10 protein-coding genes are annotated in these 16,250 nt (G+C 30.6%); 1 reads left to right on the top strand and 9 read right to left on the bottom strand.

The window, feature by feature from the left end:
• Positions 1 to 420: 420 nt before the first annotated feature.
• Positions 421 to 819 carry a type II toxin-antitoxin system HicB family antitoxin gene (locus CLV38_RS09915; protein ID WP_106194936.1) on the bottom strand — a complete coding sequence of 133 codons (399 nt, stop codon included), beginning with the start codon at positions 817 to 819 and terminating at the stop codon, positions 421 to 423.
• Positions 820 to 1,154: 335 nt separating this feature from the next.
• On the opposite strand from CLV38_RS09915, the gene CLV38_RS09910 reads away from it, so the two are divergent.
• Positions 1,155 to 1,346 (top strand): type II toxin-antitoxin system HicA family toxin, encoded by a 192-nt coding sequence (locus CLV38_RS09910; RefSeq protein ID WP_106194933.1) that lies wholly within the window; start codon positions 1,155 to 1,157, stop codon positions 1,344 to 1,346.
• 235 nt (positions 1,347 to 1,581) lie between these two features.
• Here CLV38_RS09910 and CLV38_RS09905 read toward each other — a convergent pair whose 3' ends face one another.
• The 8 genes from CLV38_RS09905 to CLV38_RS09865 form a co-directional block, all read right to left on the bottom strand.
• Positions 1,582 to 4,251, bottom strand: coding sequence for a tetratricopeptide repeat protein (locus CLV38_RS09905; RefSeq protein ID WP_106194930.1), 2,670 nt, complete (start codon positions 4,249 to 4,251; stop codon positions 1,582 to 1,584).
• Between the two features lie 53 nt (positions 4,252 to 4,304).
• Positions 4,305 to 6,233 (bottom strand): nuclease-related domain-containing DEAD/DEAH box helicase, encoded by a 1,929-nt coding sequence (locus tag CLV38_RS09900; protein WP_106194973.1) that lies wholly within the window; start codon positions 6,231 to 6,233, stop codon positions 4,305 to 4,307.
• A 683-nt stretch (positions 6,234 to 6,916) separates the two neighbouring features.
• Entirely contained in the window at positions 6,917 to 7,846 is a 930-nt protein-coding gene (locus CLV38_RS09890) for a DUF4268 domain-containing protein (RefSeq protein WP_106194924.1), read from the bottom strand.
• Between the two features lie 85 nt (positions 7,847 to 7,931).
• Positions 7,932 to 11,258 (bottom strand): DEAD/DEAH box helicase family protein, encoded by a 3,327-nt coding sequence (locus tag CLV38_RS09885; RefSeq protein ID WP_106194921.1) that lies wholly within the window; start codon positions 11,256 to 11,258, stop codon positions 7,932 to 7,934.
• 1 nt (position 11,259) lies between these two features.
• Complete coding sequence (locus CLV38_RS09880; RefSeq protein ID WP_106194918.1) at positions 11,260 to 13,170, bottom strand: Eco57I restriction-modification methylase domain-containing protein; 1,911 nt, start codon at positions 13,168 to 13,170, stop codon at positions 11,260 to 11,262.
• Between the two features lie 20 nt (positions 13,171 to 13,190).
• Positions 13,191 to 13,424, bottom strand: a complete 234-nt coding sequence (locus CLV38_RS09875; protein ID WP_106194915.1) for a TIGR04540 family protein — start codon at positions 13,422 to 13,424, stop codon at positions 13,191 to 13,193.
• A 439-nt stretch (positions 13,425 to 13,863) separates the two neighbouring features.
• Positions 13,864 to 14,844 carry a DUF2971 domain-containing protein gene (locus CLV38_RS09870; protein ID WP_106194912.1) on the bottom strand — a complete coding sequence of 327 codons (981 nt, stop codon included), beginning with the start codon at positions 14,842 to 14,844 and terminating at the stop codon, positions 13,864 to 13,866.
• Positions 14,845 to 14,856: 12 nt separating this feature from the next.
• Positions 14,857 to 16,053: an AlbA family DNA-binding domain-containing protein gene (locus CLV38_RS09865; protein WP_106194909.1), complete on the bottom strand. Its 1,197-nt coding sequence runs from the start codon at positions 16,051 to 16,053 to the stop codon at positions 14,857 to 14,859.
• Positions 16,054 to 16,250 lie beyond the last annotated feature (197 nt).

The raw sequence follows: 16,250 nt of genomic DNA, 5'->3' as shown, positions 1-16,250 counted from the left end.
TTCCAAATTATAATTCACTAAAATATATTTTGAATAGTTCAATTAATTATCGGTCTTACTCCGTTTTTATTTAAAAATTTCATTATAGTTTTGATTCAGCGTGAAGACTTAGAATAGTTGCTTTAGGTTATTTAGATTGTAACTAATTTATATCGACTGATGTAAGTGTAAAATAATAGACACGTTTTCATAATAAGAACATCATTCTAATAAACCCACGAGAGTTTGACAACGAGCTCTTGCGACATGACTTGAGTACTGATAAGTGGATGTATCTAGCTTATCAGTTCTCAAATCAACATGACCTCATTATATAATTTAATAATCGCAAAAATGATGTGAAAAACATCTTGAAAAAGTGGCTATAATAAACCTCTAGTACATTCTTCATAACATATATATTGATCGATTAGAGAAATATTATTTTAAGTTTAATTCATCTTTTAAAGCCTTAACTAATAGCTGAGAGAAGTTTATATTGCTATTTTTAGCTAGTATATTAAGCCAAGAAGGTATCGTTAAAGTTTTTTTTACATAGGTTTCTTTAATTGTTGATTGGTGATATGGCATCCATACGTTAATAAATATAATGTATTGATCTTCAATTAACTCGATATCTTCAATCATTGAAGGCTCAGGTAATAACTTATCTTCGTCTAAATAATCTTTAATGAGTAACGCTAACAATTCTTGAGAAGCAGTAATATAATCATCTTCATTCATAACACTCGTCACAGTATTCTTGAAATCGGGAAATATTATATCAATATACTCTTCGGATTTTTTTATTATAACTGGGTAAGTGAAGTTTTCTTTCATGATTTTCCCTCAATCCTTTTAAACTTTACCTAAATTATAACACGTACTCAGTACGTGTCAACTAAACAATTGAATAATTAATTAACTTATAGTAATATAAGTACATCCCTTTTATATGTCATGGACAGTACTTTCAATAACAGACAATAATTCTTAATTAAGAAGTTGATTGTAATTTAAAACTGAATAGACTGTTTAAATTAAACTAAATATTCATTTTATGGATATGCTATTGGGTAAGGTTTTAAAGCTTCTGCACCTAATGATACCCTACAAGCACAATAAAAATATTGATCAGGATAGCTCATAATTTTATTGTCTGGAGGGGAAAGTAAATGACATTTAGAGAAGCGAAAAAAATACTTAAGAAGAATGGGTGGGTTCACGTGCGCACAAATGGCTCACACGTGCAATTTAAAAAAGCAGGTGTAGATTTCACTGCCAATGTACCATGCCATGGTTCAAAGGACTTATCCATTGGAGTATTAAAAAGCTTAGAAAAAGGGACAGGCCTATCTTTTACTTAATAGATAGGTCTTTTTTGAACACATTATCACTTAAAAATCTTCTTACTTCATTAACCAATAAATTCAAAAATAAAAAGCTTTCTATCGATAAATCATTAAGATAGAAAGCTTTTTATTTTTGACAGTCAATATAGATTCTTAAATACATATCTACTCGCATATCATATTAAAATAAATTTAAAATACTAAGACTTAGATATTTATGATTACATTTTTTGTATTCTAAACTTAAATTTCATTTTGAGTCTATTATCCTTTTTAACCACTGATCGTTTAATAAGATTTTTCTAGTTTCTTGGATATGTTTTTTATTACACAATTTAGGATGAGCAGCGGTATTCCGATTTATTCTCACTGTATTTGCTGGTTTATCGAACCCTTTTAAATACGGTAATTTATGATTAGTGTACTGAGAAACTTTATTTATCAAATCATATAGCCTTGCACTTTCTTGATTATTAATAAGTCTCTTTCCTCTTAAAAGTATCGTCAGTTCTTCTTCTAATATCTTTCCATATTCAATCATAATCGGGCTAAAATCAAAAGTCATGTCTCTGTGGTTTTCATAAAGATACTCAGCTGTCAGTAAGAATTTTTTTGATTTATCACTTAAGTTCACAAAGTTTTTATTTATCTTGTTTTGAATATTATTGTAAGATTTTCTGTTATTTTTATCTTCGAACGTTTTATTCATAAAATCAATAGCTAGTTTATGGTATTCATTTTCTATTTTCTCAATTTCATTACTATCATCAAAATTATAGTCTTCTTGTTTCAAGTGAAGTATCGATTTGATTATCTCTTTGTATTTATCTTGATATTTTTTTAACTTTATAGTATTTTCTTTCGCTTCTTTCATTACTCTTTCTAAGTGATTGGTCATTTCCTCATTTCTTTTTTTAGTACGTTTTAGAGAAGTGTTTAAGAATTGAAAATAAGGATCATTTGAAAAATATTTTATCTCTTCATGAAAGATACTCTCTGCTGTTTCATATTTTTGATTGTCGCGCAATATACTAATACTGTTAATACTGATTTCCTTTTTTTTAAGCCATAGGGCTTGCTGAATATATCCATTGCTAACAACATCATTTTGGATAGAAAAATCCAGTATTAATTTCTTAAAATCTTCATTTAGCATTGATCTTGCCATAAGAATGTATCTTTCTGAGTCTGTATATCTTTCCAAATGCAAGAATGCTTGCGACATTAAATATAATGTATTATAGTCCTGTTCATTTAATGAAGAGCGCTCAAAAAACCAGATTGCATTAGGATAATTACCCTCTAACATTGATATTTCTCCTAACGCATTTATAACCGCCGGATTCTCATCTACAGTAATTTCACTTGTTAAAATTTCTCGTGCTTCCCTTATTTCATTGTATTTCTTTGCAATTACTAATGCTCTCTGAATAATAAATTGTTCAACAATTTTTGAGGCATTTACTTCTTTCTGCATTTTTAACATCCTGCTCCAATAAACACCTTCATTCATAATATAAGTTATTTCTTCTGTAGAAAGTGTCTCCCAGCAAACGCTTAATAAACTTGTTATAATTTCAATATACATTTTCGAAAATTGAAATGACTTTGGAGAAGCGTCTAAAATAATTTTAATATACTTTAAAGATTGAAGAAGCCTATTTGCATATTGTTGAATTTCATTATTAAGAAATAAATGAGCTTGACCCGTTAAGGTAGATAATTTAATATAATATAATATTTCAGGAACCACAGATAACTCTACATCTTCAGTTTCGATTTTTGCCTTCTGAGTATAATAGTCCAACATTGAAATAAGATCTTGTGTTTCTTCTCTGTTATTATAAATCTCCGGGCTAACTATTACCCTCTGTAGATACGATATAATTTTATCTTCCATAAAAACATTGGTCTCAAAATCTAAAATTCTTAGAGCTGAAGTATAATCTTTATGCTCGACGTAGAAATGGAGCGCACTTTCCGCAACTTCATTTACATAGGGACTGGCTGACTTAGTTCCTTCTATAAGAGCTTTCTTAAGTAGTTCTTTTTTACTAATTGATTTAAAGTGACCTTTTTCCAACTTGTTTTTTTCCATTAGGTTAAGTAAATTAAATAAACCATGATAGTACTCCATTTTCCCCTGATAAGTTGAATACTCCATGCCTGCATACAATGATATTAAAAGGTTTCCTGCCTCTAAAATCTTCTTCCTATTTCCGCTGTTTATCATTTCGAAACTTTTTTTAATAAATGATGAAGTTTTCACCTCATCATTCAATATATCTTCAGCATTAGAATTTGAGTAACTAAATTCTTTAGTAGGCATGTCATTTATCACAACAAGACTATTTTCAATCTCTTTCATAAGTAAAGCAAAGTCTCTGTTAGTCTTAAATCTCTCACAGTAGTATCTCCCGGCATCCACTAACAATTCATTTAGTGTGGGCATCATATTCTTTTTTACAATTGGTTTATTAGACTGTGAAAAGTATGGGTCTATAGTTCTTCTGTAATCACATTTTATAAAAACTAGAAAACTCTTAGTTTCATAATCGCTCAACCTTAAATCGCGATAATGACATCTATAAGCAGCACCGATATGTTTAAAATGACCGTCTTTTATCCATGCTATTATACGATTTAATTCCCTTTTTGCTTCTAGATTCTTGTCTTTTTGATTAATCATGTTGATTACTCCATTTGACTCAATTAAAGAATATATAGAGTTCAAGTAATCTTGTAATGATTTCTCATAGTCCTCTAATATAAAGTGCAATTTACCTCTGGCGTAATAAGCATGAAAGTCATTCGATTCACTTAAAATTGAATTATAAATACTAAGAGCTTGCGAATATTCTCCTTGTCTTTTATGATTGACAGCTTTGTCAATCATTTGACTTTGAACTATATTATTCATTATCTTCCTCCTTGAATATAATACTTTAAGTTAAAGATTCCACCTTTTATTATTTATATTTGATCAAAGTAATCTTCAATATCATTAAACTCTGGAATATAATTTAAGCACCAGAAAGAAAATCCGCTCGTGTCTGTCCTTTCTTTTAATCGAGTCATACTTATAAATAGCGCATCAACGAGTGCCTCTTTATCAAGATGAGAATGATGAAGTCCTCTATTTGGATCATTAACATCGTACTTTGTCGTAGTATGATCCATTACCAAAATCACATTAGGTGTTTGCCATCCTTTATAACTTTGATATGAACTTATTTTCAGATTGCCTGTTCCACCGTGGAATCGTTTTTTTTGAGAGCGTCTATTATTATCTCTAATTTCTTTATCTTCATTTAAGTCTAAATCGTATACATGAGATACATTAACTCGATCATGAAAGTGTTTTACTAAAGAAACACCAGTAAATTCATTAGTGGTAATAATAGTTATATCTTCGTATTGGTTCTCCTTTAATAAAAAGTGAACTAACGCATTCACTTGATTTACTTTCTGGTCCACAGTATTTGCTTCTAGATTTAGCCATTTTACAGTCTGTAATAAGTTTGTTTGTTCATTTTTATTTGAATTTCTAGTAGATACACTGATTTTATCATATCCTATAAATACTTCATCACTAAGCTTATTTATCATATTTATAATCTTCTCTGGAATCCTCTCAGACACTTTAAGATATCCCGCACTTCCGCGGAAACCTAGCCCTCTAACTTGATCTGAATCCTCTATCCATATCCCCTCACTAAAACGTTTATAAATATCCTGATTTCTATCATAGACTATAAAAAACTCACCATCTCTAGTATAGAGCTTCTGTAAGAATTTAATCCAAGATGGTTTGAAGTCTTGCCCTTCATCTATGAAAATATAATCATATCCATACTCTTCTCTTAATGTTTTTTCAGAGAGATAATATTCAATACTTTTAATCCAAATCTCAGTGAAGTCGTCACTGTTACCTTCACGATTTATTCCATAATCATTCATAATACGCATTAATAGTTCATGAAAATATTCTATACTCATAGAGTGTTTTAGTCTTTTGCGATCCCCAACAAATCTTTCAGTCCCAAATTGCTGACTGCAAAGATCTCTTAAATAATGTCTCAATGTTAAATTGAAACTCAATAACAATACTCGGTTGCTTTTAAAATCTTCAGTATCTTTTAATGCTTGCACAGCCTTTTCAGCTAATATAATTGATTTTCCTGAACCGGCAACTCCTCCCCATCTTCTTATAGAGCCTTTTATAAACTTTAGAGGTTGTCTTTGACTAGAAGTTAACGTAAGCGGAACTCTACGTTCTTGGTTATAATCGGAGTAATTTAAATGGTGGTCCAGCTCATCCACTACTTGGCTAAGTGCTTCATTTTCATTAAAAATTGAATGGCTATTTCTAGTTATAGCGAAAGTGTATTCTTTTGCATCTAGTTCATAGTTGTTAGATTCTAACACTTCAAGGTTAGATTCTGTCCAAATTTTTGTTTTCTTTGGATAATTACAGAATTTCAAGGCTGTCTTTTTATCAACACCATGAAAAAAAACAACAGTTTCGATTGCAGAATAGTATTGATTTGGAAACTCATTTGATAAGTTGGATATTGTTTGAAGTTCTAAATCTAAAATAGTATTTTTATAACCTTCAACCTGACTAATAGGATTTTTTTCATGGAGTCTATGATCTGTCCCTCTAAAGTGCAAATCTTTATAATTTGCTGATTCTAAGTTCCAATCTTTAACTTCAACAATCACTACACCTTTTCTTTGATGTGTTAAAACGAAATCAGGTTTTTTTCCATTTATATGTGGCTGTTCGAATACCGTCCATCCATCAAAACGTTCATTGTTCTTGAATAAATTTAGAAATCTACTTTCACCGTCTGTTCTGAGATCATTCTTGTTAAAGCTTTCGACTATAATTGCTGGCATATTAATGTCCCCTATCGAATATATTTTTAAATAATAATTTTCCCCGTCTGATTCCTTATAAATCGAAGAGAGCAGACACATTGTTTTATATCTCCTATATATTTAGTGAGTCAGCGTCCTATACGTTAAATTGATTACCCTATTTACTAAAGCTTTTGTCCATACTACTAATTCACACTTTAATGCTAGACTTATCATGAATTCAACGCAATCTTCTAATATTGACGAGCTCGTCACCCTCTCATCAGTACTTTTCAATTTCTTCAATACCTCAATAGCCTATATATACTTTGATAATAAAAGTGTACAAATATAAAAAATATAAAAATAGGAGAATCATTTCCAAAATTTGGTATTCTCGTAAAACCATTAAACAATAAAAAAATTAATCCAATCAGCATTACTACGTAAACTATCGTTTCAATTAAGGGACCTTTCTTTCCTTCTTTCCCTTCCGCTTCTACATAATCATTATATCTGATATATTTTTGTATAAATCCAACGAAAAATCCAACAAAAATTAAAATAAACACTATTAATGAAACAAAAGAAAGAAACTCGATTACAATAGCAATGTTCTCAAGAATAAAGTTTAAAGTACCATAATCCACTAATTAACTCGCCTCTTTTCAATTTATTACTAAAGTTTAGGTTATTCTATTAAGTCAATCATTGAAGTTTATTTAAATGTTCAAATATTCTTTAAAAACTTTTCTCATTGCAATTACTTTTGAAATTACATCGTCCATTAACTCATAATAATTTGAATGATTATCAAAATCTAAATCTTCAATTTTCGTAATGATTCTACTAGCTTTTCTATTATTCAATCTCTGCCATTCTAAAGGAAAAGAAAGTAGACTCTCTATGTTATCTTTTTCAAGGTACAGTTCATCATACATTTCCTTATTGTCTCTAATATACAGTTCAACACCTATATATCCACTTTGATTAACTAATGAAATACTAATGCTTGCCTCACTGGTGCCAATTGATATATTATACCAATGATCGGTAGAAGGCTTCCTAGCATTAAATGGATGTCCTTTATTAACAACTACTTCATTAAATATTGTCCAAAAATTTAATCTTTCTGACTGTGAACGATTCATGTCACTGTCAGATTTTGTAGACTTTGTACTCTTAATGAAATCATTAGGTTGTTCTACTATTTCAAATTTTGGTGCGGGTAAAGAATCTCCTATTCTGTATGCGCGAAGTTCAATTAAGAAAAAATTTATATCCTTTACCATATTATTATTTAACCATTCAATCGCACTTCTATGTTCTTCTCTAGCATTCTTGACTATCCAAATAATAACTTCCGCATCTAAACCAGAAGCATAGGTAATTATCTTACCTAAGTGATCATGATTTGAGTCCTCTAGTTGATTCTCAATAATAACTTTTGTATCTGTTGGCTCATCAATTGCTACTAAATCACAACGATATGCTCCAACATAAGCTTCTTTTTCAATATCAGTAAGAGTTAGTCCAATAATATTATTTAGTTCTTCTATATTTTCTGGTTTTGCGAGCCAGTTAGAAAAATCATACTGTTCGTGTTCCCAAAGATTTCTAATATCTACTTCAATTAATTTTCCAATTGTCATATATATACTCCCTACTCTCATACTGCAATTTCTTAAGAAAACCCCATATCCTTCATTGGTGGGTATGGGGGTTAGTTATACAGTATTACTCAAATACTTCATCTAATTTTTCTTCTAATGTTCCTGCTTCTGCGTATGGATAAGCATCTAATTGTGCAAAGTTCTTTTGACTAATTCCCTCAGTCAATTCGCTAAAGATAAAACTTGTCGCGATTCTATAAATAATCTCTGTTGGTGCTAACCCATACACCTGATTCTCTAGTATATGTTTTAGACGGTCATAATCATCAGGGAATTCTGACTTGATTACTTCACTGTTATACAACCTTTTAACAACTTCTGTGATGTATAAACCTGACTTCATATACAAATCAATAAAGGTCTTAGAAGAATCATCGTAAATACCTGGATTTTCATCTTCTAATTGTTGTACCATCTTTTGTACAACCCATTTAGGCGTATAAATTTGATTGGTATTTTGAGGTGGAATATAGTCATAAATATTCTCTTCGGTCTCTTCAAAGTAATTTGATAACTCAGATTTCTTTCGTAAAAATTCAAGTATAGATTCATTAAATACTACTTCCTTAAACAAGTTACCATTAAATTGTTGTTCTTCACCTTCATCATCAACATACGTACCACCATCTCGTAAGAAAATGAGCTCTTCTAATGTAACACCTGTAACATCATAAAATACTTCATCACTAACATACTCATCAAAGTTCATTAAATTTAAATCTTCATTCCCATATGCCATGATAAAACTAGGTATTGCTCTAGAAAAACCACGTAAATTAGATCGAATATCATCTTCAACGGTATTCTTTTTCTTCTCTTCTTGTTTGACTTCATGTTCTTCTATAATTTCAGTAGTCGTTTCTAAAACTATTTCATCTATTTTATCTTTCAAATCACTATAAGTTTCTTCAATAAAGGTTTTATTCTCTTCCTCGATTTTTTTAGGATCTTCTAATGCACCAACATCTTCTAATTGGGCTTTACGGTCTGCTTGACGTACTTTTAACTCTGCTTCGAGTGTTTCGGTTGCTTTATCGATCTTTTCTTTAGCAGCACGTTCCTTTTGCTTCCGTTGGTTAATAGTTAGCCCATACTCCGTACGCATTTTATCAAAGCTTAGCTCTAATTCTTTGCTTAGGGCATCACTTAACTTTTCTCGAACTTGAATATTGGCTGTAAGACCTATATCTGTAGGTTGAAGAATCTCCTCGATTTCTTTTCTCTCGTAAATCTTGTCACCAAAAAGTCTGTCTCTTTTCTCTTCGACAACTTCACCTTCTACAAATGCATTTCCTTCTTCATCTACGTTTAAATCTTCTACATCTTTCGAATCTACTTTATCTTTATCTGTCGTTAATTTACCCTGCTCTGTTTTTTCAAACTTATTGATAATATCTAAGGCCTTTTTAGATCGGAAAATACCCGCAATATTATTAAATAATAGGTTACTCATGAATCCACGACGAACAACCTCTCGGGATTTTATTCTTTTTGGTAAAGTCAGGACTTGTTTTGCATCTAACTCAGTCATCTGACCGTCAGTATCTTCACCAATGACTGGAAAGAAATTTAGCAAACGCTTTATATTATCTTCACGTTCTTCCATTGTTCCACTTCCGCCTGAGGTTGAACTGTTTAAATTATTCGCAAATTCATCAATAATATCCAAAGTTCTTTCAGGTGCAAAATCAAAAATGTAAGCATTTTGTTTTCGATAGGTCACCGGATTACCATCAACATCTCTATCCGGCCATTTATGAGGATTTTGAGCACGAAAGCCTGCTTGCATATAAAGAGCTGGAGATTTCACATTGCTCAACATCAGAACACCTGACCATTCAGGGACTGTTACACCTGTTGTCAGTTGACCAACTGTTAGAGTAATAGTTTTGTCATTATTAACTATTGCATTTTTTACTCGTTCCAATGCACTATTGCGACCGTCAACATTCTCTTCATCGACTTCTATTTCTTCTCCATTAATTTGCTCGAGTTTTCCATCTCCAGCTACAGAGACAATTTCATAGTTTTCAAATACAGGATGATTCCGTAAAACATTAGCGAGTGCTTTGGCACTATCTACCCTATTCAATAACCATAAAGTATGTTTTAATTCATTTCTTAATTCAGGAGTAGAAAATGGATATTTTCGATTCCTAGTTAAAGAGTCTAGCCATTTTATTACATCTGCTTCGTAGATTAAATTACCCTTATCATCAGTAGCAAAAAACTCATTTAGATCAAAAGCATAATCCAAATTCGTCTCTTCATCTAAATCTGCACCTTTTTTAATTTGTTCAACGATCATGTTTGACATTTGGTATGTATACATATTTAAAGTAGGTAATTCTTCATAAGGATTGTGTTCATCTGTTGCACTTTCATCCCAGTTAGCTTTGGCTTCTTGTTCATCCATATACGACCAGTTAAATATTTGATTCGATTCAAATTTGTCACCAGCAATTTGTTTAAATGGTGTTCCCGAAAGATGCAGAATATAGTCAGTTTGAATTTTATCTAAGGCAAACTCAGTTTTATTCGTATCAACAGCCTCATGTGCCTCATCGATAACCACTAAATCCCATTCTACTTCTCTAACCCAATGTAATTTTGGATAATCTCCTCCAAAGTGAGCAGATCCTTTCAAGTCTTGTAAACTCACAAAAGCGATTTGTTTTAAGTCCCAATTCTCAATAATCTTTTTTTCAAAGACAGTTCGTGGGGTGATATCTCTATTTGCAATTGCAAGACTATCACTTACAAAATGGTAATTAGCATCTTTGTCATACTTAATAAACTTTTCATAGTCGTCAACCCAAGAATTTCCCACTGCCGGACGATTGGTTAAGATTAATACATTTTGAAAGTCCATCTCCTTAATTAGATCATAGGTTGTCAATGTCTTTCCAAAGCGTGGTTTAGCATTCCATAAAAACTCTCCTGACTCACGACTCTTGAAATATTCAGCAGTCATTTCAACAGCTTCGGCTTGTTCTTGTCTTAGAACGTAACTCTCAGATTTTACAGAGCCTTCTAACTCATGAATGTCTTCTTTTAACATAAAGGCTGAGACCATTCGTATTGATTTACTTTTATCGTCTTTAAAATCAAACCATTCTGTGCCTCTTTCCCTTGGGATACCTTTACGTACTAAGTAAGCATGAAAATCATGATCATTGAAGTAATACCCATCATTAAAACGAGCGACATAGTCCCATAATTTTTCAGGTGTGATTCCGGCCGTATGCGTTTGTTCACGAATCCGCCTATCTACGTCTCTTTCTGTATAACCAATTTTAAACCAGCCTTGTTTCTCTAGGTTGCTTGGTGTTCGATACGCATAGATTTTTGGAATAATACGTGTCTTGGTATTAATATTCGGTGTATGCATATTATTCCATCTCCTTCATATTTGCTTCAATAAAATCTATTTCCTCTTGGGATAAATTATATTTTTTATAGAGTTCTTGATCTATTTCAATAATATCTTTATTCCAGTTAATATCTGAGTTACTCGTGAAGTCTTGAAGAGGAACTTCTAGCCATTTATCTCTATCATTGTGTTGAGTGATTTTCAAAATCCCAAGCATTACTCGAGCAAATTTTGTTTTAATATATTTTAAAGCAGCTTCAGCTTCAGTTTTTGTATCAAAAACTCCGATTCCTATAAAAGTTTGGGTATAACCTTCATATGGTTCGGCTACTAAGGGGGTTGATAAAGTCTCACCTAATATCCCTGTTCCATTCGCACTTGGAACTAAGACTTTATATTTATTTAAGTTTTCATGTTGTTGATCTATATATTCTTTAGCTATATATCTCCAAACTCGTTTATTTTTAATTAATCCAATTACTGGAATATCTGAGTCATGTTTTCTTTCTTCAGAAAAAACAGAAATTTTGGTAAAGATATTATTTCTAAAACGTTTATCTTTGCCATTGCTCCCAATGTTATTTTTGATTTCTGGATAATCCTTGTACAACTGCACTAAATCAAATCTATTTTGTGTATAGATTATATTAGATAAGTTTTCTCCACCAGAATTAACTTTTTTCATAATTGTTCGCAATTCGTCATATGGAGTAAATACTTTAATTGGATCCATTATTTTTAAGGAGTCATAATATGTTATTGCTACTCCACCTTTAATATCAGTATTTGGAAAAATTTCATTACTCTTCTGTTCAAACTTTAGAACTTGAAAATTTGAACTATTTAAAATCTTTTCATTCCAAGATTTTGGTGTACTACCTGCATTGAACAAAAATCTAGCAGGATGTATCAGAATAGCTCTATCAGCAATACTTTGGGCTGCATCTATAAAAAAATGATAGATTGGAGGTGCAAATTCTTTATTCTCATCTTCTACATGTTTCTGATATGGTGGGTTACCTATCACAACATCAAATTTCATTTCTGTGTCATTCCTTTCCGAAAGCAGTTTGAATTCGATTGTCTTGTCTATTTCCCACAACTTAATGTTAGCTAGTTTAGGTGTTGTATTCTCTTCAGCCTCTATCTCTTCAAATAAACTTAATTGAGTGCCCAAACCTCCCGTTCCACCATCTGAAAATGGTACTTCATATGTTAAACCGTCCATTTGAAATACGTTAAGACTAGTTATTTTAGTGATTTCTAATAGTAATTTTTCTTTAGGAAAAGCTCCAAACATGTAAAAATAGTTATCAATAAATGTTAAAATTAAATTTTCACGAGCTAGTAGAAGTGAGTCCCCTTGATATTCATAACCATAACTGGCTTTATAAATTTCAAAAGCTAATTTCATCCATTCTTCTTCTGACTCTATTTCTTGATTCAGCTTTTTAAATTTAACATCAATGAATCCTGAACGTTCTTTTAAAGGTATTACTTCTCCCGTTTCCATATCATAGCGGTTTACCATGTATGGAGCCTCTCCACATGTAATTTCAAGCCATTTTGTTTTGATAAAATCAACCAATGATAATTCTTCCATATCCTCTAGAGCTGCATCTACTTGTAATTTAATTACCCATGAGGGTGTGAACACCTCTGCTTTATTACGTTGCCGTTCTAGTTGGATATCTATATCTTTATCTATTCTTGGTCGAATAAAGCCTTCATACCAGCCTGTAATGAGATTTATTTTAATTTCTTGGTCATCTCGGAATGAATAACCATGGTTAATATAGCTATCTGTCCCCCATTTTATATTCTTACCCGTTGTGTGATCTTTAAGTAGTAAGCTTAACAGTGATTCATTTTCTCTTAAAATAGCTGAATCACTTAAATCTGGGAGCGACAAGTTATTATTTTCTTTCAAAAAGCCACCTCCTTAACTTTTCAATTCGTTATTATATTTGCTACGACTGTTAAACGATTTTTACCACATTGTTGTTTAAGTATTGTAGTAAAATCATTGTTTTTTATTATTTTACGTTGGTTATTTTTATAAATCATAATTATATTTTCTTCTAACTCTTCATCTGTTAGATTATCTACCCAATATTCATCGACTATTTCATTAATTATAGCTGCAACTTCCCGTTGGGTACGGTAAAACTTCTTCACTTTCACAGAATCACCTCTGCTTTATTAAATTCTTACTTTTATTATACTTTAGATATGAATATTAAACTATTAACTTTTTGGGATGTAAAAAAAAGCTTTGAAGAAGATAGTGTCTTTCTTCAAAGCTAATATCGTTTTATATCTTATTGTGACGGGCATTTAGAGCTGTTTACAAAGGAAAGGTAAGGCAATGTCAGTTAGAAGTCCTGTAACTCGTTGTCTAATACACTGTATTTATGAAAATTGAAGTGCGGTATAAATAGCAAACCTAGTTGTAGTTTATGAACCTAAATTATGACCCCTACCTAAACTTGATTTAATTAAGTTTCAAAATCGGACCAAAATTCTGAAGTTATGACACCGAACTTAAAAATCAAATAAATTATACCCTTGATTATTAATCTGGTATCCATTAGCTCTTTTAAATAACACAGCTTCAAACAAACTAAATATCAGTAACTTTATATGTTATTTTTTGTATGTTTTCAATGATATTCATTAATTGAGAGTTACTTAAATCCCCCTCTAAATATTTCAATCCATAATCATAAAATAATTCTACATCAAATGAAAAAGTACTTATTTCATCAATAAACAATTTTTCATACTTAACTGAAATAGCTTTCTCATAACATACTGTTAAAAGTTCAACTTTATTTTTCATTGCTTCATTAATCGTATGATTATTCTTAAAAAGATCAAAGTAATTTAATCCTAAATAAATACTAGAAGGAGTATCCGTTATTAGAGGAATATAGTCACCTAATTTTTTATTGGGATAACTAAGCTTCAATAAATAACGCCATTCTTCTTCATGCTGCCATGATAGATTTTTATAAGTTGCTGATAATAGCATCGCAATTTCTAAACTCTCATCAGTTCCTAAATCGACTAACGATTGAACTTCCAAAGGTTCTATACCGTAAACTACAGGATAAATATTTTGGAAAATTTGATTTGTAGTGTCATACTCAATTACAATACCTTCATTATTACTATACATACCAGACATATATTCACTTGGATAATTTGAAGTTAGGCACAAAACATATGTAGTTTCTCTAAGGTAACCTTTCATATGGTTCATTCTCTGAAGAGAATTATTAATATGAATATCTTTGGAAACTGGCCACTCATAACCAGCCTTCTTAGCAATATTTACACTTTCATCATATTCTCTTATTATATTTTCCCTGTTATTAGTCATCATGATTGAATCTTTAATGTCATTGAATTTTTTCGCAAGTGATGCAGAAACATAATTATTATTTAAGTTTTCAATTACATATCTTTGGACATTAGTATACTTATAAACTTTTTTAGGTATTTCTATTAAATAATTTGCTTCGATGTTTCTTATATCCATTTCATATTGCAGTTTTTCAAGCTTTTTTTTATCTCTAGTGAATAATAAACCTTTAGACATAGCAAACCCCTTTCAATCAGTACTATTAAAATTCATATGTTTGTTAATTAATATTCCAAGATTTAAATTTAATAGGTAAAACTCTGCACTATTGATTTCATGAGTGTATTCATACAAATCCATTTGAATTCTGCTTTTTACTAAATCGACGTCTTCTTCACTTGGATTTATTTCTTCGGGTAATATATAACTTTTCGAAATTTCTTCTTGAATTTGTAATCTTTCACTATCATCTTTATAAATTACAACTCCGCTCATCATTGAGTCTTTTTCATGATAATAATGACTATTTATAGAATGCGGATTATGCCATAGCATCCTATTTAAATTATATTGTAAGCTATCATAAATATAGTAATCATATCCAACAGGCCTTCTATATGTTTTATCAGAGCTATTAACTGTACCAGTCCTCGGACATACTTGATAAAATCGCGCACCGTCTAAAATATATATTAAAAAAGAGTCTATTTCTAAATGGTTATATTTTAAGGATGCGATTTGCCAATTCACATCCAATCTTGTTGCATTTAAACTAAGCGCGACACAATTTTCCCTAGGCATATCATCTTCAATAAACTCAATATAGAAATTAGAATTTAGATTATATATAAATCTTGCTGGATTTCCGTTAGAAACATCAATGAAAGACCAATTGTCAAAATCTTTTAATAATTCATTATATTGAACATTTATATTTTGATCCATTTTGAATCTTTTTTTCCATAATTTTTCAGTAATGTTACTTGGTGCAGTTTTATTTATCGGCGTATTAGTTCCTTGGTTCCTTGAAATTATTTGTCCTGCTCCAATAGTTTTACCATTTTTTCTATAATCAGTAGTTAAATATACTGGTGTATCTGTTGTATTAAAGATTGTTATAATATCTAATGTTTTGTCATTAAAAACAAATTCAGTTACTTCAATTTTTGGGATGTATTGGTTCGCGATAGGCAAATTCCGAATCAGATCTGTAATTTTTTCAGTATTTAGCCTATGTGTATCATTAATATCAATACCAACTACTTTATTAGTAATATCTTCTATACCTATTATTATGTAGCAATCATCATGATGAACAGTATTGACAAAATTGACAATATCTATTACCAAATCTATTTTTTTCGTTTTGTCATACCATTCTTTCTTGAAATCAACTTTATCATTCTCTCCATTATATAAAATAGATTCCAGCTTATTATAATCCATTTTGCCCACCTTATTGTATATATTTAGTTGAAGTTAAAGGATAACTATCTCAATGATTGTTAATAGCTATCTTAATACTATCATTAATAATATCATATTATTTTTAAGATTAAAAAAAGTCCCACCTACGGACATAGGTGAGGCTTTTGTGTCGCTCGTTTGAATTCAACGTATTTCGCACCCTTATTAAAACTTCT

The sequence above is a fragment of the Alkalibacterium olivapovliticus genome (assembly GCF_003003275.1).
Classification (GTDB): Bacteria; Bacillota; Bacilli; order Lactobacillales; family Carnobacteriaceae_A; genus Alkalibacterium; species Alkalibacterium olivapovliticum.
The sequence above is the reverse complement of the archived record's forward strand: the minus strand, read 5'-3'. Positions and strand labels throughout refer to the sequence as shown.